Annotated in this window: 18 protein-coding genes; 10 read left to right on the top strand and 8 right to left on the bottom strand. The window is 47.7% G+C overall.

Annotated elements, in window-relative coordinates; translation table 11 throughout:
- Positions 1-3 precede the first annotated feature (3 nt).
- The 5 genes from JK130_RS06300 to JK130_RS06280 all read right to left on the bottom strand — a co-directional run bounded on the left by JK130_RS06300 (position 4) and on the right by JK130_RS06280 (position 5,911).
- Positions 4-2,136, bottom strand: a complete 2,133-nt coding sequence (locus tag JK130_RS06300; RefSeq protein ID WP_218353459.1) for a TonB-dependent siderophore receptor — start codon at positions 2,134-2,136, stop codon at positions 4-6.
- Positions 2,137-2,241: 105 nt separating this feature from the next.
- Entirely contained in the window at positions 2,242-2,706 is a 465-nt protein-coding gene (gene trmL, locus JK130_RS06295; protein WP_218353485.1) for a tRNA (uridine(34)/cytosine(34)/5-carboxymethylaminomethyluridine(34)-2'-O)-methyltransferase TrmL, read from the bottom strand.
- 58 nt (positions 2,707-2,764) lie between these two features.
- Positions 2,765-3,748 (bottom strand): alpha/beta fold hydrolase, encoded by a 984-nt coding sequence (locus tag JK130_RS06290; protein ID WP_218353457.1) that lies wholly within the window; start codon positions 3,746-3,748, stop codon positions 2,765-2,767.
- A gap of 54 nt (positions 3,749-3,802) precedes the next feature.
- Positions 3,803-5,170 carry an ATP-binding protein gene (locus tag JK130_RS06285; RefSeq protein ID WP_218353456.1) on the bottom strand — a complete coding sequence of 456 codons (1,368 nt, stop codon included), beginning with the start codon at positions 5,168-5,170 and terminating at the stop codon, positions 3,803-3,805.
- A gap of 3 nt (positions 5,171-5,173) precedes the next feature.
- A complete protein-coding gene (locus JK130_RS06280) occupies positions 5,174-5,911 on the bottom strand; it encodes a response regulator transcription factor (RefSeq protein WP_218353454.1) in 738 nt (245 codons plus the stop codon).
- A 146-nt stretch (positions 5,912-6,057) separates the two neighbouring features.
- Here JK130_RS06280 and JK130_RS06275 point away from each other — a divergent pair, with 146 nt between their 5' ends.
- A complete protein-coding gene (locus JK130_RS06275) occupies positions 6,058-6,837 on the top strand; it encodes a hypothetical protein (RefSeq protein ID WP_218353452.1) in 780 nt (259 codons plus the stop codon).
- A 22-nt stretch (positions 6,838-6,859) separates the two neighbouring features.
- Here the strand turns inward: JK130_RS06275 and JK130_RS06270 are convergent, their stop codons facing one another.
- A complete protein-coding gene (locus JK130_RS06270) occupies positions 6,860-7,306 on the bottom strand; it encodes a methylglyoxal synthase (protein ID WP_218353451.1) in 447 nt (148 codons plus the stop codon).
- A 460-nt stretch (positions 7,307-7,766) separates the two neighbouring features.
- Between JK130_RS06270 and argC the strand changes: the two genes are divergently transcribed.
- From argC to JK130_RS06225, 9 genes are all read left to right on the top strand, one after another.
- Positions 7,767-8,783: an N-acetyl-gamma-glutamyl-phosphate reductase gene (gene argC / locus JK130_RS06265; RefSeq protein ID WP_218353449.1), complete on the top strand. Its 1,017-nt coding sequence runs from the start codon at positions 7,767-7,769 to the stop codon at positions 8,781-8,783.
- Positions 8,780-9,571 carry an acetylglutamate kinase gene (gene argB, locus JK130_RS06260; protein WP_218353447.1) on the top strand — a complete coding sequence of 264 codons (792 nt, stop codon included), beginning with the start codon at positions 8,780-8,782 and terminating at the stop codon, positions 9,569-9,571. The genes argC and argB overlap by 4 nt, the downstream gene beginning before the upstream one ends.
- Entirely contained in the window at positions 9,568-10,479 is a 912-nt protein-coding gene (locus JK130_RS06255; RefSeq protein ID WP_218353445.1) for an ornithine carbamoyltransferase, read from the top strand. The genes argB and JK130_RS06255 overlap by 4 nt, the downstream gene beginning before the upstream one ends.
- 14 nt (positions 10,480-10,493) lie before the next feature.
- The gene (locus JK130_RS06250) at positions 10,494-11,702 is read left to right on the top strand and encodes an argininosuccinate synthase (RefSeq protein ID WP_218353443.1); all 1,209 of its coding nucleotides are present in this window, start codon (positions 10,494-10,496) and stop codon (positions 11,700-11,702) included.
- 11 nt (positions 11,703-11,713) lie between these two features.
- Positions 11,714-13,096, top strand: coding sequence for an argininosuccinate lyase (argH, locus tag JK130_RS06245; RefSeq protein ID WP_218353441.1), 1,383 nt, complete (start codon positions 11,714-11,716; stop codon positions 13,094-13,096).
- An 8-nt stretch (positions 13,097-13,104) separates the two neighbouring features.
- A complete protein-coding gene (gene argA, locus JK130_RS06240; protein WP_218353439.1) occupies positions 13,105-14,418 on the top strand; it encodes an amino-acid N-acetyltransferase in 1,314 nt (437 codons plus the stop codon).
- A gap of 68 nt (positions 14,419-14,486) precedes the next feature.
- Positions 14,487-14,891: a hypothetical protein gene (locus JK130_RS06235; RefSeq protein ID WP_218353437.1), complete on the top strand. Its 405-nt coding sequence runs from the start codon at positions 14,487-14,489 to the stop codon at positions 14,889-14,891.
- Positions 14,892-15,176: 285 nt separating this feature from the next.
- Positions 15,177-16,052 carry an alpha/beta hydrolase family protein gene (locus JK130_RS06230; RefSeq protein WP_218353435.1) on the top strand — a complete coding sequence of 292 codons (876 nt, stop codon included), beginning with the start codon at positions 15,177-15,179 and terminating at the stop codon, positions 16,050-16,052.
- 278 nt (positions 16,053-16,330) lie between these two features.
- The gene (locus JK130_RS06225; protein WP_218353433.1) at positions 16,331-16,885 is read left to right on the top strand and encodes a TMEM165/GDT1 family protein; all 555 of its coding nucleotides are present in this window, start codon (positions 16,331-16,333) and stop codon (positions 16,883-16,885) included.
- 30 nt (positions 16,886-16,915) lie between these two features.
- On the opposite strand, the gene JK130_RS06220 is transcribed toward JK130_RS06225, so the two are convergent.
- Positions 16,916-18,229 carry a Na+/H+ antiporter NhaC family protein gene (locus JK130_RS06220; RefSeq protein WP_218353432.1) on the bottom strand — a complete coding sequence of 438 codons (1,314 nt, stop codon included), beginning with the start codon at positions 18,227-18,229 and terminating at the stop codon, positions 16,916-16,918.
- 155 nt (positions 18,230-18,384) lie between these two features.
- Positions 18,385-19,236: a glutathione-dependent disulfide-bond oxidoreductase gene (gene yghU / locus JK130_RS06215; RefSeq protein ID WP_218353430.1), complete on the bottom strand. Its 852-nt coding sequence runs from the start codon at positions 19,234-19,236 to the stop codon at positions 18,385-18,387.
- Positions 19,237-19,906 lie beyond the last annotated feature (670 nt).

Genomic DNA, 19,906 nt, shown 5'->3' with positions numbered 1-19,906 from the left:
TGTTTAGAACTGGTAAGTCAGCGATGCATTAATTTGTCGACGCACACCCGGAAAACAATCGCCCCGGGTCAGGCACGAGGTGAGGTAGGTTTTATCGGTTAAGTTACGCACATTAATCTGAGCAACCAGATTATCGCTAAGCACTTTTTCTATCATCAGGTCAGCCAGTGTATAGGAAGGAGTTTCATAACGAAGCTGTGCGTTTTGCGCTACGCTTTGTCCGACGTAACGCAGTCCGGCGCCAAAGCGCCACTGCGCCAGTATCTCCGGACGCCAGGTCACCCATAAAGATGCGTTTTCTTCAGGTTGTGCCGATAACGCATAGCCGTTGGGGTCACGGGTATCAGATACCGCGGCATTTAGCTCAGCAGTGAATTCGCCCAGCACCACATAACTTTCAAATTCAATTCCTTTGATTGAAGTTTCGCCTTGTTGTTGGGCGGCTTCTACCGGTAAAGAATTGGGGTTGGGCAAATTAGAGATTTCAATGTCATACGCTGACAGCGTCATAAATCCCGGAACATCCTGAAATGCATATTTAAGCCCGGCTTCGTATTGACGGCCTTCTTCAGGTTGCAGCTGCTCGCCGTCAAGGGTAAGACCTACCACGGTTTCAAATGACTCGGCGTAACTGACATACGGCGATAGTCCATTTTCAAATCGATATAAAATACCGGCTGAATAAGACGTATTTGAGTCTTGCTGAGAGGTACTGCCGTTGTCGTTATCTACATTGTCGTAACGCATACCCAGGGTTAAACGCCAGCTATCTAAAGACACCTGATCAGACAAATAAATACCCAGATCTTTTACTTCCTGAACCGGCCCGTTGACAAAATAGTTTGCCAACACTTCGGCATCGGGCGCCCCGGTATACTGCGGGTTAGCCAAATCAAGCACATAGCTGAAATCGCCCGAGTAAGCGCCGCCACCGGCGAAATACGCCGAATCGGTATCAGTTTCTACTTGCTGGTACTGTGCTCCTGCCAAAATATTATGTTGTAAAAGACCGGTGCTTACCGTTTTACTTAAACGTACATCTACAGCTTGTTGGGTGAAAGTATTATCGGCGCTATAGAAGGTGCGCGCGACAGTAGTGTCTGAGCTGGTGTCACCAGGCAGCTGGGTGTTATCTAGATAACGCGAATTACCAGCTCCGGTAAACACCGGCCAGGCTTGCTGATAATCGGCTTCACCGTCACGCCATAACGCAGTGAATGTTAATTGCGTAGTCTCATTAATGGCATGCTCACCCAATAATGTTAACTGACTTGACTGAGTATCATATTTATTAAAGTCAGGTTCGCCAGCGTACACATCCTGATCTGGCAGGTAGCCGCCATTAGCTAACGGCAATAAGGTTCCTTCAATGGGGATAAACTGTGCGCCTGTATCGCTGTTGGTATCCTGAAACAGCCCGATTAAAGTGAACCGGGTGTCCGATGAGGGGGCAAAGCTGATAGAGGGCATGGCTACCCGGGTATCATCGTTTACATAATCAACCTGCGAATCAGCATCACGGTAAATACCGACAAACCTTCCTAGCCAGGTGTTGTCATCACTAAGTGCATGGTTAGTATCAACACTAAGCTGCTTTTTATCAAAGCTGCCATAATCCAGCCTGACTTCGCTGGCCTGAGTCTCTTTGGGGGTTTTAGACACATAATTGACCAGCCCTCCCGGAGACCCCTGGCCATATAGCACCGAAGCCGGACCTTTTAATAGTTCTACCTGCTCCAGTGTGTACACTTCGGCGCGGGTACTATTGTAGCTACCAAATAATTCCTGAATAGAGTCGCGATAGCGAGGAATCGTTAATCCGCGGCTGCTTATAGTATCGCCGCGAGTAGCAAACCCGTATGTTTCACCGGTTACACCGGCCATGTACGTGGTCGTTTGCGATAAATTGAACGCCCCTTTGTCTAGCAAGTCGTCTAACGTTTCAACTGACACAGACCGCGCCATTTCAACAATGGGCACCGATGTTTTAGTAGCTCCAAAGGCGCTTCTTACCCCTTTCACCTCTATGGTTTCAAGATTCGATGAAGCGTCTGCTGAAGAGTTTTGAGCCTGGGCGGCCATGGGCGAGGCAAGCACGGCGCCTGTTACCAAAGCAATAGAAGATAATTTTCGCATTTTTATACTATCTGGTCAGTGAAGAAGCAGACAGTAGTCTAGCCAGTCCAAAATCAAATGTAAATAGGAATGGTTATCAATTGCGTTCTCAGTACCCTTTGGCTTTTATCGCGCGTTGGGGTATCCAAACTGCCGCCAACTTTCATAGACAAATACCGAGACCGCATTAGATAAGTTCATGCTACGACTGTTGGGCAGCATAGGAATTCGCACACGCTGTTCAGCAGGCAGTGCATCAATGACGTCGTCAGGTAGCCCTCTGGTTTCAGGGCCAAATAACAGTGCATCACCAAGCTGATACGTCACCTCACTATGAAAAGCTTTGCCCTTAGTCGTACACGCCAATACGCGCTCAGGCTTTTCGCTTTGAAAGTAAGCCTCTAAACTGGCATGCCGTTTTACGTTGGCAAATTCATGGTAATCGAGCCCGGCACGGCGCACCCGTTTATCATCCCAGTCAAATCCCAACGGTTCGATAAGGTGCAGGGCAAAACCACTGTTTGCGCAAAGACGAATAATGTTGCCAGTATTGGGGGGTATTTCCGGCTGGTATAATACTATATCAATCATGGGTATGTTTATTTGAAAGGTGGGCATGTTGAGCCGTTCAGCATAAAACCAAAGTTTGCTACGGGCAAGTTTTGTGACTATCGGCAAGCATAAATGCGCAAAGTTGTTGCATAACCGGTTCGCGGTATTGGTCAGCTTCAATCAGAAGTTCGTGCGCCGCGCCGTCAATTTCGACCCAGTGACAGTCAGGGATATGACGAGCAATGCGAGCCTGAGCGCGATTATCGACCACTTTGTCTGCGCCGGCAGAAAAAATAAGACATGGCAGGTTTAGCTGATGTGCCTGATGCTCAATAATTGCCATAGCGTCATGGGCCGCCGCCAGCCAGTCGGTAGTCACGCCGCCTAACTGAATTTGAGGTTGAGCATCGTAGATTTGACGAAACAATGTGTACCGCATGTAGCTGTGAGTAAGTTTATTGGCGGCAAAAGGAATGGCCTGGTAATCCTGTTGCCCGAAAAAATAATCGGTAAGTAATCCAGCCCGGGTATCTCGGCATTTTCCCAGCCATAATAAACTTTTTGCCAACAAGGCGGGTAATGCCGGTCGAATACCGAACATAGGCGAGCAAAACACGGCTTTATGAAACCAGTCGGGCTGACGCAAAATAGCTAACGCGCCAATGGCGCTGCCCATAGAATGACACAATAAGTTAAGCGGGCCGCGCTGATTGGGTCGCACGACACTGGAGCAAAATGCCAGCAAATCCTCTACGTAATCGGTAAAACTAACCACATAGCCATGATGCGGGTTGTCTGTCATACGCCCCGACAACCCCTGCCCGCGATGGTCAAAAATAAAGACTGCAAATCCCTGCTGATACAAATCAAAAACAACTTCTTTGTACTTCAGCAATGACTCGATGCGACCGGAACTAATTAACACACTATGTTCGGCCTGAGGAGGAACGCACCATGCATAATGAACCGGGACATCATGTTTGCCGACAAACTGACCCGTAGTGACCTTGTCATTCCAAAACGGCTCAATTTTATCGTCAAAACGAGCCGCCAACTCTTCTTCTTTAAATAAAGATACCATGCCTGTCTACTGTTCTGTTGCCTATTGACTGATGACTTATTAAACCGCCAGCGGTTAAGCTGTCTGGCTTTTAAAGGGAAAATACAACGTTATTCTTAACCCACCGCTATCACGAGAACTGGCCTGTATTGAGCCTTGATGCGCACTCACGGCCGCCCTAGCGATGGCCAGCCCCAGACCCACTCCGCCAGAGCTTCGGTCTCGTGCCAGCGACGCACGGTAAAAAGGGGCAAATATTTGTCGTTGGTCATCTGCAGACAAACCTGGTCCATCATCCTCAACAACCACTTGCCAGCCATTGTGCTCAATGGTTACCCACATCCATACCTGACTTTTTGCATAGCGAATAGCATTGCGAAGCACATTTTCAACCGCGCTACACAATAAAGCCGGATTGGCTGAGACTACCTGGTCAGGAAGATCGCTGTACTCGAAATTTTTTCCGCTGTTCTGGGCTTCAAATTGTGTGTCCTGACACAGGTTATCGAACAAGTCGATCATCGTCACCCGTTGCATTTTAGCCGGCGCGGCTTCGGCATGAGTCAGTGTTAAAAGCTGCCCAATCAGATCTTCCATTCGATCCGCTTCTCGCTCGATACGCTTCAACGTAGGCAGATTAATATTTTGCTGATGCGCCAGGCCCAACGCCATTTGCAATCGGGTTAATGGAGATCGCAGCTCGTGCGAAATATCGCCAAGCAAACGCTTCTGCCCTCGCCATAGCAATTCTAACTGGGTGGCCATGTTATTAAAATCCCGAGCCAGCATACCCAGTTCATCAGATCTTTTTGTAGGTTCATGGGCCCGCGCCTGCCAATCACCCTCAGCCAGCTTTTTACTGGCCTGGCGAAGCTGCTGTATGGGCCTGACAAGCGTACGCGCAAACCAGTAAGACAATAGCATACTCACTACAACGCCCACCGATATTATTCCGAACAGTAACTTTTGTGGTTTGATAGGCGGCCCTCTTTCGGCTAAAAACAAGACGTAGGGGCGAGACTGGTATACAAATGCTTGCGGGCCGATAAGTAAAAAATTACGCTGCTTTATTACAATGGGAGCTTGCTGGGTGACAACATTTAGCAAGTGTTTCTGTGCTGGGGGCGGCAAAGGAGAATTATCACTTCGCACTATCTCACCCGTATCCACTGCCACCGCAATAAGTTGTAACGGAAGTTTTTGGCTCAGTCGCGACAATTTTCTGGGTAGCGTCGATCCCATTATTGGTGTGCGCTCAAGTCTTTGGGATAACTGGGCCAGCATCTGGCTATGACGCGGTGTTATAGAGCCAATTTCGATAGTGTCATCGGTTAGCTTGCTTATCCAAACTGCAATACCGGCGGTGGCCAGCGCCGTTAGCCAAAACCACAAAAACAGGCGACCCACCAAATGCCGAGCGGGGTTCAGCATACCAATATTCATGTATTATCCTATGATCAGTAAATAACCTGACCCGCGTATCGTTTTTATTTTTTCCTCAGCATTTACCGCAGCGATTTTTTTTCGAAGATTGCTTACATGCATATCGATACTGCGATCGTAGGTCATCATCTTCTTTGCCAGCACCTTTTCTGAAATTTCTTTTTTGGTAACCAGCATTCCTGCGTTTAACATTAACAGGTGCAAAATAGAAAACTCGGTGCCTGTCAACGCAACCTCCTGGCCATCGCAAGATACTTGTTGGCGAGCAACAGAAAGTCTCAGGCCATGCACCAGCAAGTCTTGTTGTTGGAAGGCAACGCCGGTGAGCTCCAGCCGTCTTAAGATGGCTTTTATACGCGCAGCCAGTTCACGATGATTAAATGGCTTAGGCAAATAATCGTCCGCCCCAAGCTCCAGTCCTAAAATACGATCGTAGTCATCGCCCCGGGCGGTAAGCATAAGTACGGGTGTCAGTAAGGTTTTTCGTAAATTTTTAAGCACATCGAACCCATCCATACCCGGCATCATTACATCTAATAAAATTAAATCAAAGACGGCGCCGCCTGAGGCAACGTTAAGCCCTTCAAGGCCATTGTCAGCAACAGTGACCGAATACCCACATGTGCGTAAATAGCTGTCTAACATGTCGGTAAGTTCAGTATCATCATCGATAATAAGGATAGAGTGCTTAAAGCTTACCGGCGTTTCAGTACTGTTCACTAAGGCCTCTGAGGATGACATTTGTTGCGGATGTTACCTAGCTTACCCGCCTCATAGGCCAGTGCAATATTCTAATGCTTTCTTTACAGAAGCTTTACACTGTCTATACCCACCTTTGCACTGCACCAAAGTACACTTATCCTCGTCCTCACCCACAGAGTATTACTATGAATAAGCGTATTGCGATAATTTTTTTGAGCACCGTATTAACCTCAGGAGCAGTGTTTGCCAAGCCGGGTCCAAATCATGGCCCCCGAGCGCATCATTCAGATCTGCGACCAATAATAAAACAGTTGCAGGAACTGGATCTAAACGCGACGCAAAAAGAGGATATTCGGTTGATTATTAAGACCTTGCAAACCGATATCAAAACCCAGCATCCAAAAGCCCCGACAAATCAACAGCGTGACAAAACCGCTTTAGATGAAAGCGAAATGATCGCCAGGGTTGAGTCACGCTTTGAAGTCACCCAGGATAAAAAACTCAAGCAGGCACAGGCCAGCCATGCCATTTATCAGATTCTTGATGAAGGCCAGCGTCAGCAACTGCTTTCACAAGAATCAAAGCGTAGGTTAACTCACCGCGAAGCGCGCGATCACGCTTCAAAACCTGAGCTGCCTTTTGCTTTTGAGCTGCTTGATTTAGAGGCCAGCCAACGAACTGAATTAACGGCTCTCATGCAAAAAAAGCGTGAGCAACGTCTGCAATATGCTGAAACAATGAAGGTATTGCGTTTACAGGAACGTGCCATTATTTATACGCAAGATTTTGATCAGGACGCCTGGCTGACATTGTCACAGCAATTTAAACAAGCGTTAATCGAGCGTCAAGTGCATAAAATACAACACAAAAAGGCCATAGCATCTGTTTTAACTCAGACACAGCTAGACGAGTTGAAGAGTACCTTGAAAAGGCCTTTTCACGGTCCTCGTCAACCTCATAGCTAAGTATTTCTAAAACCTGTTTCAATCATTTTTTAAGAGTCTGCAAGGTTTGTTCAGGCTCTTGAAATTGCGGTTTTTTAATTTGATAGTCGGCCGACAAAAACAGCGGCGAGGTTACCAGCATGTCGGCTGTCGATTCGTTACAAGCTACCGGCACATTCCAGACTGAACACAGTCTGAGCAAGGCTTTAACGTCGGGGTCATGCGGGGCCGGGTTCAGCGGATCCCAAAAAAAGAACAACGCATCCAGCCTGCCTTCTGCAATCAGCGCCCCTATTTGCTGATCGCCACCAAGAGGGCCACTTTGATAGCGGGTAATTGGCAGGCCAGTGCGTTCTGCCAGCATGGTTCCGGTAGTGCCCGTTGCCACAAGTTTGCACTGCTGCATGATAGCCTGATGAGTTTTAACCCAGTTTAGCAGGTCGCTTTTTTTGTGATCATGTGCCACCAGCGCCACTGTTTTTTGTTGCATTAACCTATTTCCTTTTTATTGCGGCTTGTACCACCTGATTAACTTAGATCTTTAGTGTATACCCGAATGGTTTCAAAAGCGCGCAAAAGACATCGGATGAGATAATTATACATTTATATTGAATAACTATTCCGATTCTGTACACTGGTATTCGTCGTTAGCCAGCATAGATTGTGTGGCTGCGAACTTTGAAGGTTAATACGTTATTTTCAGGTGGAGGCAGAGCTTACTTATGGTAATTCATCAAAAATTGCAGTACCGCACTGCTTTCACGCTACAGCAGAACTCTCCCACCCTTGGCTACGCGATGTTTTACCGTCAGCGACGATAGTGGCTTTCTTCTTAAGAATCACGCGCTAGCACACTTTTTGACCTTGTTCAGACTCGAGGATTTCTACGGTAAATTCGGCAGCAAGGTTAAAAGGTGTATTTTCTTTTTTACCTATATGTAGTGAACATTATGTTGGATGTCTGTGTTATTGGCGCTAGTGGCTACACTGGCGCACAACTGGTTGAGTTGTTACTTGGCCATAGTGAAGTTCAGTTAAAACGTGTGTTTGTATCGCCTAATAGCGCTGATGCAGGTAAGTCTATTGGTACGCTACATGGACGTCTGGCCTCTTCCTCGTTAATGCTTGAACCGATAAGTGACAGCGCGCTGGCTGCTCTGCCTCAAACTATGGATGCAATTTTTCTGGCTACCCCGCATGAAGCCAGTCATCAATGGATGGCACAGCTAAGCAGTGGTAAAGCAAAAGTGCTGGATTTGTCCGGCGCCTTTCGGTTACAAAATACGAACGACTTTGAGCATTTCTATGGATTTGCTCATACAAGCCCGGAGGCGCTATCACAAGCAGTTTACGGGCTGGCCGAGTGGTATTCAGACAAAATCAGCAACGCCAAAATAGTTGCCGTCCCCGGTTGTTATCCCACCGCCTCGTTGTGTGCATTAAAGCCGTTGACCGAACACAATTTACTAAACCCAGACCATCGGCCTGTGATTAGTGCCGTATCAGGGGTAAGTGGTGCCGGACGCAAGGCGGCATTAGCAAATAGTTTTTGCGAGGTCAGTCTGCAGTCCTACGGTGTGTTGGGGCATCGCCACACGCCTGAAATTGAGGCTTATTGCGGGGTGCCCGTTATTTTTACTCCACATCTGGGTAACTTTAAACGCGGCATACTGGCCACCATCACGGTGAAGCTGGCCGCCGGGGTAAGCACCGCTATGCTGCGTGAGGCGTATCAGCAAGCATACCAACATCATCCGCTGGTGCGTTTAAGAAACGACTGGCCTAAACTAAACGATGTGGTGCATACCCCATTTGTTGATGTGTACTTTAAAGCCGATACCGATAGCGGATATGCGGTTATTTCTGCGGCTATTGATAACGTTATGAAAGGCGCCGCGTCTCAAGCCCTGCAGTGCCTTAATTTGATGAACGACTTCGCACCAGAAAAAGGATTGTTGCCGTTATGACAAGTTATCCGGTGGTCATTAAAGTAGGCGGGGCACTGTTAGAAAACACCACAGCGACCGACACTTTATTTCAACATATTCAGGCGTTATCCGTATCACGCCCGGTGGTACTGGTTCATGGCGGGGGCCCGGTGGTAGAAACCCTGATGGCCAAATTAGCACTCACCAGCACTAAACTGGATGGTCTGCGTGTGACCCCCGATGAACATATGCCCTACATTTGCGCGGCACTCGCCGGAACAGCCAATAAAATGCTGTGCGCCGCCGCTATTTCTCATCAGCTTATCCCGGTAGGATTATCTTTATTAGATGGCAATTTAGTAAAATGCCATAGCAAGGCGCCCCAGTACGGCGCAGTGGGCAGCCCCGAGCCTGCGGATGCCACTTTATTAAAAAACCTGCTGGTGCAGGATTATTTGCCGGTGGTCAGCTCAATTGGATGTGACGACACGGGACGCTTGCTTAATATTAACGCCGATGAAGCCGCTACCGTAATCGCCAGACTGTTACAGGCGCAACTTATGCTGCTATCGGATGTTACCGGGGTGATGGATGCTTCCGGTCAGGTGCTTGAGACCTTAGATGCAAACCGTATCAATGCGCTGGTGGCAAGCCGTACTATCACCGATGGGATGCAGGTGAAAACTGCCGCTGCTTTGCAGGCGGCCACGACTTTGCAGCGTCCGGTAATTATTGGTAGCTGGCAGGCCGATCTGTCTGCACTACTTGCCCATGCTGGGGGTACGCGGGTTGTGCCGTTACCGCCGACTCAGGAGTTAGATATATGAAACAAAATTTACTTACTTTTGCCGACTGGACACCCTCTGCTATGCAGAACCTGCTGGAGTTGGCACATACGATAAAACAAACACCTGCGGCCTACGCTAAAGTATTGGCCGGTAAGTCGGTGGCTGCGGTGTTTGAAAAGCCCTCTCTGCGCACCCGGGTTAGCTTTGATATTGGTATCAATAAACTGGGTGGACATATGGTCTATCTTGACTGTCAGGCCGGCAAGCTTGCTGGCCGCGAAGACGCTAAAGACATGGCCGCTAATTTGTCGTGCTGGGCTGACGCGATTGTAGGGCGGGTAAATGCTCATTCAACATTAGAGCAATTTGTCAGCGCCTCACGGGTGCCGGTAATCAATGCTTTGTGTGATATGTATCATCCATGTCAGGCTCTGGCTGATTACCTGACCCTGTATGAAACCTTTGGCAAGGTAGACGGCCTTACGATGGCCTATGTAGGCGATGGGAACAATGTCACTCATTCACTATTGTTGGTTGGCGCTTTGCTGGGTTGTCATCAGATCGTGGTGACGCCACCGGGACACACGGCTGATGCGACGATTGTAGCCAAGGCCAAAGCTATTGGTCAGCAAACCAGAGCGCAAATCAGCGAAACCACGCAAGTGAGTGATGCCAGGGGGGCGGATGTACTCTACGCTGACACCTGGTTGTCGATGGGCGACACTACACCACTTGCAACGATTAAAGAAAAATTCATGCCTTATCAGGTAAACGAAGCATTAATGGCACAAACCGGGGCGCGCTATGTACTGCACTGTCAGCCTGCGCACCGTGACCTTGAAATCACCAGCACGCTTATTGATAGCGAACAGTCCCTGGTGATGCGTCAGGCAGAAAACCGGATGCACGGCCAAAATGCCATTCTTACTCATCTTTTAGGCGCATAACGAGGATTAAAACTATGCAAAATGTGAAAAAAATTGTACTGGCTTATTCAGGTGGACTGGATACCTCGGCCATCATCCCCTGGTTGAAGGAAAACTACGGTGCTGAAGTGGTCGCCTTTGCTGCCGATGTAGGTCAGGGCGACGAAGAGCTTGAAGGTCTGCACGACAAAGCTATCGCGTCGGGCGCCAGCGAGTGCTATATCGTCGACTTAAAAGAAGAATTTGTTCGCGATTATATCTTCCCCACCGTAACCACAGGCGCCGTCTACGAAGGCGAGTATTTACTGGGCACCTCAATGGCGCGGCCGGTTATTGCTAAAGCACAGGTTGAAATTGCCCGTAAAGTAGGGGCTGATGCCTTATGTCACGGCTGTACCGGGAAAGGTAATGACCAGGTGCGCTTTGAAAGTACTTTTGCGGCTCTGGCACCCGACCTACGGGTTATTGCGCCGTGGCGTGAATGGGATATGGTCTCGCGTGAAGATTTGCTTGACTACCTGGCCAGCCGCGATATTAAAACCAGTGCATCGGCCACCAAAATATACAGCCGTGATGCCAACGCGTGGCATATTTCACACGAAGGCGGCGAGCTTGAAGATCCGTGGCAACAACCCTCTAAGCAAGTCTGGACCATGACCACCGATCCTGAAGATGCACCTGACAAAGCAGAGTATATTCAGCTGAGCTTTGAACAAGGAAAGCTGGTTAAAGTCAACGACACCGCCCTGTCGCCTTATCAGGCACTAGTAAAGCTTAATACTCTGGCTGGCGCTCATGGTGTGGGCCGTATCGATATTGTTGAAAACCGGTTGGTGGGTATGAAATCCAGAGGCTGCTATGAAACACCGGGTGGTACGGTGCTTATGAAAGCTTATAAAGCACTGGAAACCATGGTACTGGACAAAGCAGCAATTAAATATCGTGAACAGCTGGGATTGGAGTTTTCTCATGTTATGTACGATGGCCGTTGGTTTACCGCCCTCAACGATGCGCTGTTAGCTGGAGCGGCTTCTTTTGCTCAAAAGGTAACCGGCGATATTGTCGTGAAACTGTACAAAGGCCAGGCCACCGTCACTCAGCGGCGCTCAGTGAACAGCCTGTATTCAGAAGATTTTGCCACCTTTGGCGCTGATGATGTGTACGACCAGAAACACGCTGAAGGCTTTATCCGGTTATTTAGTTTGTCGAGCCGGATTGAAGCACTAAAAGCTCAAAGCAAATAAGGAGCACCATCATGGCGTTATGGGGAGGCCGGTTTGCCGCTGGCAGTAGCAGTATGTTTCGACAGGTCAATGACTCGCTGCCGTTTGATCAGGTAATGGCAGTGCAGGACTTGCAAGGGTCGGTGGTATGGTCGCGAGCCTTACACAAGGCCGGCGTACTTAGTGCTGACGAACAAAACCAGTTAGAAGACGCGTTAACTCAGCTTCAGCAGCAGGCCGAGGCTGGCGACCTGGATTTCGCGGGCTCCAGTGAAGAAGACATTCACAGTTTTGTCGAAGCTGCGCTTATCGACAAGTTAGGTGATGTAGGCCGTAAACTGCATACCGGACGCAGCCGTAACGATCAGGTTGCTACCGATTTTCGGTTGTGGGTACGCGAACATGTGGCCTCACTTAAGCAAGATCTATACACCGTAATTCGTTCATTGTTACATACCGCCAACCGTCACCAGCAAGCCATTATCCCTGGCTATACCCACCTGCAGCGGGCGCAGCCCATTATGTTTGCGCACTGGGCGCTGGCCTATGTTGAAATGTTTAAACGTGATATTTCACGGCTGGATGATTTAGAAGCGCGTATGAATCAGTGCCCACTGGGCAGTGGTGCTCTGGCAGGCACAACCTACCCGGTAGACCGGCATGATATTGCGCAACAGCTGGGGTTTGCCAGTCCCTGCCTAAACAGCCTCGACGCCGTTTCAGACCGGGATTTTGTGCTCGAACTGCTGTTTAGCGCCAGTACCAGCATGATGCATATTTCAAGAATGGCTGAAGACCTTATTTTTTATAATTCGGGAGAAGCTGGCTTTTTGCAACTGGGCGATACTGTAACCTCTGGCTCATCATTAATGCCGCAAAAGAAAAACCCGGATGCGTTAGAGCTGATGCGCGGGAAATGCGGTCGGGTCTTTGGCTCGCTGCAGGCCTTGCTGGTCACCATGAAGGGCCTGCCGCTGGCTTACAACAAAGATATGCAGGAAGACAAAGAAGGTGCCATTGATACGGTTAATCAGTGGCATTGTTGTTTGTGCATCGCCAGTGAAGTGCTGGACTCTTTGAGCCTTAACGAACAAAGATGTCGTGAAGCCGCTGCCCAGGGCTACGCAAATGCAACCGAACTGGCTGACTATCTGGTGGAAAAAGGCATTCCGTTTCGAACCGGCCACGATATTGCTGGCAAAGTTGTACTAAGTGCAATTGAAGCAAAATGTCCGATTGAAGATTTGCCACTGACAACATTGCAATCGGTCTGCGACAAAATTGAAGACGATGTATACGCGGTGCTACAGCTGGAATATGGCATTAATAAACGAAACATTTTAGGCGGCACCAGTGCCCAGACGGTTATTGAAGCGCTATACCGGGAGCTGGAAGCGATGGACAGTCAGGAGTAGCTACATCCATGAGGCTTAACCCGCAAGATGGCATTACCTTGTTTCGTAGCTCGCTGCCGTATATCAATGCACATCGGGGTAAAACCTTTGTGCTGATGTTTGGTGGCGAAGCAATTGAACAAGCCAATTTTGCTAACATTATTCATGATATTGCCTTATTAGCCAGCCTCGGTGTCAGGCTGGTACTGGTGCACGGAGCCCGTCCGCAAATTGATGAACGTGTCGCGCTGCGTCATGTAGAAAGCCGGTTTGCAGACGGAGTACGAATTACCGATAAGCAAACCTTAGAATGCGTGAAAGATGCCGCCGGTTCGGTGCGCTCACATATTGAGGCGCTACTGACTATGGGTCTGGCAAACTCACCCATGCACGGAGCCCAAATTCGGGTTTGCTCTGGCAACCTGGTGGTCGCCAAACCGATGGGCGTACGCAATGGCACCGATTTTGAAAATACCGGATTGGTGCGTCGCATTGACACTACGGGTATTAATGACCACCTTAGCGACGGTTCAATTGTATTGCTTTCTCCCACCGGTTACTCACCTACCGGCGAAGTGTTTAATTTGTCGCATGAAGATGTAGCCACGCAGGCCGCTATTGCTCTTAAAGCTGACAAAATTATTGTGTTTTCTAATCAGGCCGGGGTCTATCATCGTTCTGGAAAGCTGCTTAGAACCGTTGAGCGTCCCGAGTTAGAATCATTGATAGCCCAACAGCAAATTACAACCGAACCCTCGGTGCTCAAAGCATTGACCACCAGCGTGGCGGCGGGCATTTCGCGAGCTCATTGTATTAGCTATGAAACCGATGGCGCGTTGCTGCAAGAGCTGTTCACCCGCGATGGTACCGGTTCATTGGTACTTGAGCATCATTATGAACAGCTACGCGGTGCCACCATTGATGATGTGGGCGGTATTTTAAGCCTGATTAAGCCTCTGGAACAAAGTGGTGCGCTGGTAAAACGTTCGCGAGAGCGGCTAGAAAACGAAATTGACCAGTTTACTGTCATTGTCCGTGACGGCACCATTATCGCGTGTGCGGCGGTTTATGAATACCCTGAAGAAGCTTGTGCCGAATTAGCCTGCGTTGCAACGCACCAGGACTACCGCGGCAAAAACCGGGGCGAACGTATTTTAGAGGAGATTATCTCTCAGGCCCGAAATAACAATATCGAGACCTTATTTGTGTTAACCACCCTTACCGCGCACTGGTTTTTAGAGCAAGGCTTTGTGCCTGCTAACATCAATGCCCTGCCTGCAGCCAAACAACAGCTTTATAACTTTCAGCGCGGGTCGAAGGTATTTACCTTAAACCTGCGATAGTTTTCAATATAGCAGGACTTTAGTCAAACAGGTTACAATGGCCGTTAATTGTTTGATGAGGTTCTGCTATGAAAAAATATTCAGTGTTCTGGCTCTGTTCTCTATTGGCGCTGTTGATTGTCTCGGGCTGTAGTTATGTAAAACAGCCCAACGACAAAAAAATGAAAAAATTGCTTTCGGGTATGCCCGAATATTACGCTAATGAAGCCTTTGGCAAACGCGACTTTCGCTTTTTTGTGGTTAACGATGGCTCTGCAACGACCACACCCGATGTACCTACCTGTTTAATTATTCGTTTTGGGACTCGTGAAATGTCTAACGACAGCTACGAGGCCGGCACCTATGCCTACGAAAAATATGCAGCGGTAGCTAAGGTGTATGCCCGCTACTTTAATCAAACCTTATTAGAGCTGTTAAAGCAGCGCGACTGGCATCATTGCGAAGCTGATATTCCTGCGGCTGAAAATACGTAGTTAATTTGCTCTACAACTTAAACAAGCATAAGAAAAGCACTATACACCTCACCGTTGAGTCGTTAGCCGAAAGTTAACTATGCGCCATTGACTGCTGCTGTACACTGGGTCGAACGATAGAGTATTGTTATTGGTTAGTATAAGACTTAAAAAAATGTCGGAACAAATGGAATTCTGATCCACTTGTGCGGTCTATTGTAGATCTAATTATCCATTGATTGTTTTATAGATTCTAAGTCTTTAACCAATAACGATTATCCCAGCGATGTTTTGTGAGGAATATCTATGCAAGAGCCTGTCAGGCTTACCTGTGAAGATGGTCAAATTTTGTCAGCCACCTTGTTCCGGCCAACTGAACCATTAAAAGGCGCCGTTTTAATTGCCCCGGCTACCGGCATCAAACGGCAATTTTATACAAATTTTGCGACATTCTTAAATCGCCAAGGTTTTGCGGTACTTACCTTTGATAACCGGGGTATTGGCGAGTCTTTAACAACATCGCTAAAGCGCTGTAAAGCCGACCTGGTTAGCTGGGGCCAGCAAGATATGCCCGCTGCTCTGGAAGCCTTGAGTCAATACTACCCCAATCAACCTTATTTTCTGGTGGGCCACAGCGCTGGCGGTCAGTTGGTGGGGTTAATGCCTAATGCTCACAAGTTGGCAGCTTTTATAAACTTTGGCAGCTCGTCAGGCTCGCTACGTAATATGTCTAAAAAATACCGGCTTAAAGCGCACTTTTTTATGAATGTTTTTATTCCGGTGTCTAATTTATTGTTTGGTCATACTAAGTCACATTGGGTCGGCATGGGCGAGCCCTTACCTAAAGGCGTGGCTCGGCAATGGCAGCAGTGGTGTAATGGTTCAGGCTACGTGAAAACCGCGTTTGGACGACAAGTTCAGGAACATAATTATACCTCGTTAAAAATTCCGTCAAAGTGGATTATTGCCAGCGACGATGCCATTGCAAATCGTAAAAATCTTAAAGAAATGTTAGAGGTTTTTGAAGGCAGTAAAGCCCGCAGCTGTATATTGTATCCTTCGGCGTTCGGACTTGATGAGATTGGTCATATGCGCTTTTTCTCGCGAAATGCTGAACGTTTATGGCCATTGATTACCAATTTTTTCGACGAGTACTTACACCCCTCCCCTCATATGTCCTAGGTGACCCCCTTGCATGAAGTAAGCTGATATTTGCCAGTTCAGTGTTGTTGATTTATAATCCGGGGACTTCGTCAGGGGAGTAGCCGGCTTTACGGGTATCACATATTTTTGATACTTATAAAGAGAGCACATCAACATAGTTGCGCGCACAAGGCGCATGGTGTGTTTACTGTTTTATTAGTATTTACAGCGGCAAGACCTGAGGTATGATTATCACCGCACAGACAGGACGGCGATAAGATACCTTTGGTTTTTCTTTCCTGTCACGAGCCCTATCTATGGATGCGTTTTCTACTTCTGTTATTACCGTTGCCCTTGCCGAAATAGGCGATAAAACTCAACTTCTGACCTTATTATTAGCGACCCGCTTCAAAGCTCGTACTGCGCTTATTGCCGGCATTTTGCTGGCTACCTTAGTCAATCACGGAATATCTGCCTGGCTGGGCAGTTATGTAGACACGCTGTTGCCTGATGACCTTGCAACATGGCTGGTGGGGTTAAGTTTTATAGCAGTGGGTTTTTGGCTGCTGGTACCTGATAAAGAAGAAGCCACTACCGGTCGGTTTGATAAATTTGGCGCCTTTTGTGCCACTTTTATTTTGTTTTCGGTGGCCGAGCTTGGTGACAAAACGCAGGTAGCGACGGTTCTGCTCGGGGCTGAGTATCAGCATGTTATCGTGGTGACTATAGGCACCACCATAGGCATGCTTCTGGCCAATGTGCCGGTTATTTTCTTAGGCGAAAAGTTACTACGTCAGTTGCCGGTTAAGCAGGTGCACCGCGTCGCCGCGGCGCTCTTTATTGCGTTAGGTGTTGCTACGCTATTGTGGTAGCCCGGCACTGGTTTAGTCATCTGCTTTCGTTTAAAAGGTTTCTTTTGCAGGCGAAGAAAAGCGTGGCCAGCCCAGCGCTATACTAATAAGTCCGAAAACAAGAATTAACATGGGATACCAGCAATACGGAGTAATCGCCAAGGGGGAAATTCCGGCAATGGCGGCCGCACTAAGAAGCTGTCCGCCATAAGGTACCATTCCCTGAAAACCGCATGAAAAGATATCCAGTAAACTGGCAAGCCTGCGTGGGTCAGCCTGGTACTGATCGCCTAATTTTTTTGCAATTGGCCCCGCCGTAACAATCGAAATAGTATTATTCGCCGTGCTTAAGTCTAATACACTTACCAAAGAGGCGATGCTAAGTTCGGCGCCTCGTTTTGAACGGACTTTGGCGGTTAATGCACGCAATAACCACGCAATGCCGCCATAGGCGGTCATAAGGCCAACGATGCCGCCAATGGTCAGCGCAATCATGGCCAGATTCTGCATCCATCCCATGCCCTTTTGCACGCTTTGTAATAACCCCAGCACCGACAGTGCGTCGGTGTACCAGCCGGTAAGTGCTGCACTGATAATGCCCATAGCTAATACGACTACTACGTTTAGTCCGGCCAGCGCACAACCAATAATAACCACAAAAGGCAGAATATTAATCAGCTCAACCTCGCGAGGGTCCAAGGTTTTTGCTGTTCCCGTGTCAATATTAAACAGAATCAATACAGTAATAAGCGCCGCCGGAAGTACCACCAACAGGTTAGCTTTAAATTTGTCAGTAAGCCTGACCCCCTGACTACGGGTGGCGGCAATAGTGGTGTCTGAGACAAACGATAAGTTATCTCCAAACATGGCGCCACTTACTACAATACCTAACGCCATTGGCTCAGAGATATTCAGGGTTTGTGCAATACCAATACCTATTGGCGATAGAGCGGTAATGGTACCGACCGACGTACCCATGGAAAAAGAAATAAAACAGCAGATGATAAACAGCCCCGGTAACATCCAGTCCTGCGGCACAAAGTTAAGCGCAAGATTAACGGTGGCATCGCGGGCGCCAATATCAATAGTGAGTGCATAAAACGCCCCAGCCATCAAAAATATCATCACCAGCAAAATAATATTTTTGTTACCACCGCCTTCACAAAAGAGTTGTACTTTTTCGCCAATCCCTAATTTTTTTCCCTTAGGGTTAAGTAGCAGTGCATAGCCCGCAGCTATCATAAAACCCACAAGTACCGGCATAGAGGTAACGTCCTGGGTCAATACTCCGGTAGTGATAACCAAAGCAATAAAAACCAGAATTGGGGTCAGGCCCCAGGCGTTGGGGGTAATGGGCTTTTCCACAGCGACTTACTACCTTTGATAAAAATTAGAAAATGAATCGCAGAAGGGTACGTCAAACAATCAGGCTTGCAAGTAAAAACTCGCCTTTGACGAGTGCCAAAGGCGAGTTTGATAATGTCGAAGTCGGTGTATTTACTACAAACCAGACAAAATGCTTATTTTAATGCTTTATCGATATCTTTTGCACTATGGCGTTCTTTAAGGTTGGCGCCATCGCCCCAGAAGCGGTTAACGACCTCTCCGCGCTTAACCGCATCACGTTCACCGATTTGTTTAGCCCAGCGTAGCAAGTGGGTGTAATCCTCAACCTGCAAGAATTCCGCAGCATCATATACTTTACCTAACACCAAATTGCCATACCAGGGCCAGATAGCCATATCTGCAATTGAATACTCGTCGCCAGCCATGTAAGTGTTATAAGACAAATGTTTATCTAAAACATCTAATTGCCGTTTAATTTCTAAGGTAAAACGGTCGATAGGATATTGCATCGCATAGGGCGCATACGTATAAAAATGGCCAAAGCCGCCCCCTAAATAAGGCGCCGAACCCACCTGCCAGAACAGCCAGTTGCGACATTCGGTCCGGGCAATAGGGTCTTGAGGAATAAATGCGTCAAACTTTTCCGCCAGATATTGCATGATGGCCCCCGACTCAAACAAGCGTAGCGGCGGGTTTACACTATAATCCATCATGGCTGGAATTTTGGAGTTAGGGTTGTTTTGCACAAACCCGGAAGAAAATTGGTCGCCATCGCCAATAGAGATTGGCCAGGCATCGTATTCAGCCTCTTTTATTCCTGCTGCCAGCAATTCTTCAAATAAAATAGTGACCTTTTGGCCGTTTGGGGTTGCCATAGAATACAGCTGCAGGTCGTGATCGCCTACCGGCAATGCTTGGTCATGGGTTGGTCCAGAGGTAGGTCGATTAGTGCTTGAAAACTTGCTGCCGTCTTCTTTTTCCCATTTCCATACCCGGGGTACCTTGTATTCGTCCTGCTTGCTCATAAAAGCTCCTGTTGACATTCAAATGGACAATTCTCATTACGCAACGAAATCGATTTCGGTTGTTACAGATACAAAAAAGCCTCCGCTATGGAGGCAATTTTAAATGAAAAAGCGAGCCTTCCGTTGCCCGCAAACTGGCTTATCTCACACCGGCACATTTTTATGCAGACCAGTGTGACTAAATGTGGTCCTGTCCTGGTTTATCGTGAAAACCCCTCACAATCAGGGTCAAAGTAAACAGGTGATTACAACGCTGTATACTGTTCTTTCATAGTGTTGGTAAACAGCAAACGAAATCGTCTGAGGTTCAGCTTAAGGTAATTTAACAATTTTATGCTATCAGTCTATTGCTATCAACCTTCGTGCCAATCTATTAAATTCAATAAAAAACAATAAGTTAATTATTATAATGTAAGAGAAAAAACAATTATTTCAGAGTTTCTGTTACTTCTCGGTAACACATTGACTGCTGTTTGCTTGTTAACAATATTGACTCAAATGACCTATCAGGTTTTACGCATCCTGGCTGCCAAAAGGTCAGCGCCCTGTATTAAAATGTAACACAGCCCCATTTGATATCTGCTGAAGAATTGAGTCACATACTGTTTAAGATTAATTTATTTCAACGAAATCAATTCTTTAAATCACGTTGTGATTAATTAAAATTTAT

It is taken from the genome of Alteromonas lipotrueiana (assembly GCF_019249245.1).
Classification (GTDB): domain Bacteria; phylum Pseudomonadota; class Gammaproteobacteria; order Enterobacterales; family Alteromonadaceae; genus Alteromonas; species Alteromonas lipotrueiana.
Note: the sequence above shows the minus strand (reverse complement) of the source record. Positions and strands in the feature narration are given on the sequence as shown.

What these genes read in the sequence shown, in the direction of transcription:
- JK130_RS06225 (WP_218353433.1), top strand. Translation starts at nt 16,331, where the DNA reads ATGGATGCGTTTTCTACTTCTGTTATTACCGTTGCCCTTGCCGAAATA.
- argA (WP_218353439.1), top strand. Translation starts at nt 13,105, where the DNA reads ATGAGGCTTAACCCGCAAGATGGCATTACCTTGTTTCGTAGCTCGCTG.
- argB (WP_218353447.1), top strand. Translation starts at nt 8,780, where the DNA reads ATGACAAGTTATCCGGTGGTCATTAAAGTAGGCGGGGCACTGTTAGAA.
- argC (WP_218353449.1), top strand. Translation starts at nt 7,767, where the DNA reads ATGTTGGATGTCTGTGTTATTGGCGCTAGTGGCTACACTGGCGCACAA.
- JK130_RS06230 (WP_218353435.1), top strand. Translation starts at nt 15,177, where the DNA reads ATGCAAGAGCCTGTCAGGCTTACCTGTGAAGATGGTCAAATTTTGTCA.
- yghU (WP_218353430.1), bottom strand. Translation starts at nt 19,236, where the DNA reads ATGAGCAAGCAGGACGAATACAAGGTACCCCGGGTATGGAAATGGGAA.
- JK130_RS06255 (WP_218353445.1), top strand. Translation starts at nt 9,568, where the DNA reads ATGAAACAAAATTTACTTACTTTTGCCGACTGGACACCCTCTGCTATG.
- JK130_RS06275 (WP_218353452.1), top strand. Translation starts at nt 6,058, where the DNA reads ATGAATAAGCGTATTGCGATAATTTTTTTGAGCACCGTATTAACCTCA.
- JK130_RS06280 (WP_218353454.1), bottom strand. Translation starts at nt 5,911, where the DNA reads ATGTCATCCTCAGAGGCCTTAGTGAACAGTACTGAAACGCCGGTAAGC.
- JK130_RS06290 (WP_218353457.1), bottom strand. Translation starts at nt 3,748, where the DNA reads ATGGTATCTTTATTTAAAGAAGAAGAGTTGGCGGCTCGTTTTGACGAT.
- JK130_RS06250 (WP_218353443.1), top strand. Translation starts at nt 10,494, where the DNA reads ATGCAAAATGTGAAAAAAATTGTACTGGCTTATTCAGGTGGACTGGAT.
- JK130_RS06300 (WP_218353459.1), bottom strand. Translation starts at nt 2,136, where the DNA reads ATGCGAAAATTATCTTCTATTGCTTTGGTAACAGGCGCCGTGCTTGCC.
- JK130_RS06270 (WP_218353451.1), bottom strand. Translation starts at nt 7,306, where the DNA reads ATGCAACAAAAAACAGTGGCGCTGGTGGCACATGATCACAAAAAAAGC.
- argH (WP_218353441.1), top strand. Translation starts at nt 11,714, where the DNA reads ATGGCGTTATGGGGAGGCCGGTTTGCCGCTGGCAGTAGCAGTATGTTT.
- JK130_RS06285 (WP_218353456.1), bottom strand. Translation starts at nt 5,170, where the DNA reads ATGAATATTGGTATGCTGAACCCCGCTCGGCATTTGGTGGGTCGCCTG.
- JK130_RS06235 (WP_218353437.1), top strand. Translation starts at nt 14,487, where the DNA reads ATGAAAAAATATTCAGTGTTCTGGCTCTGTTCTCTATTGGCGCTGTTG.
- trmL (WP_218353485.1), bottom strand. Translation starts at nt 2,706, where the DNA reads ATGATTGATATAGTATTATACCAGCCGGAAATACCCCCCAATACTGGC.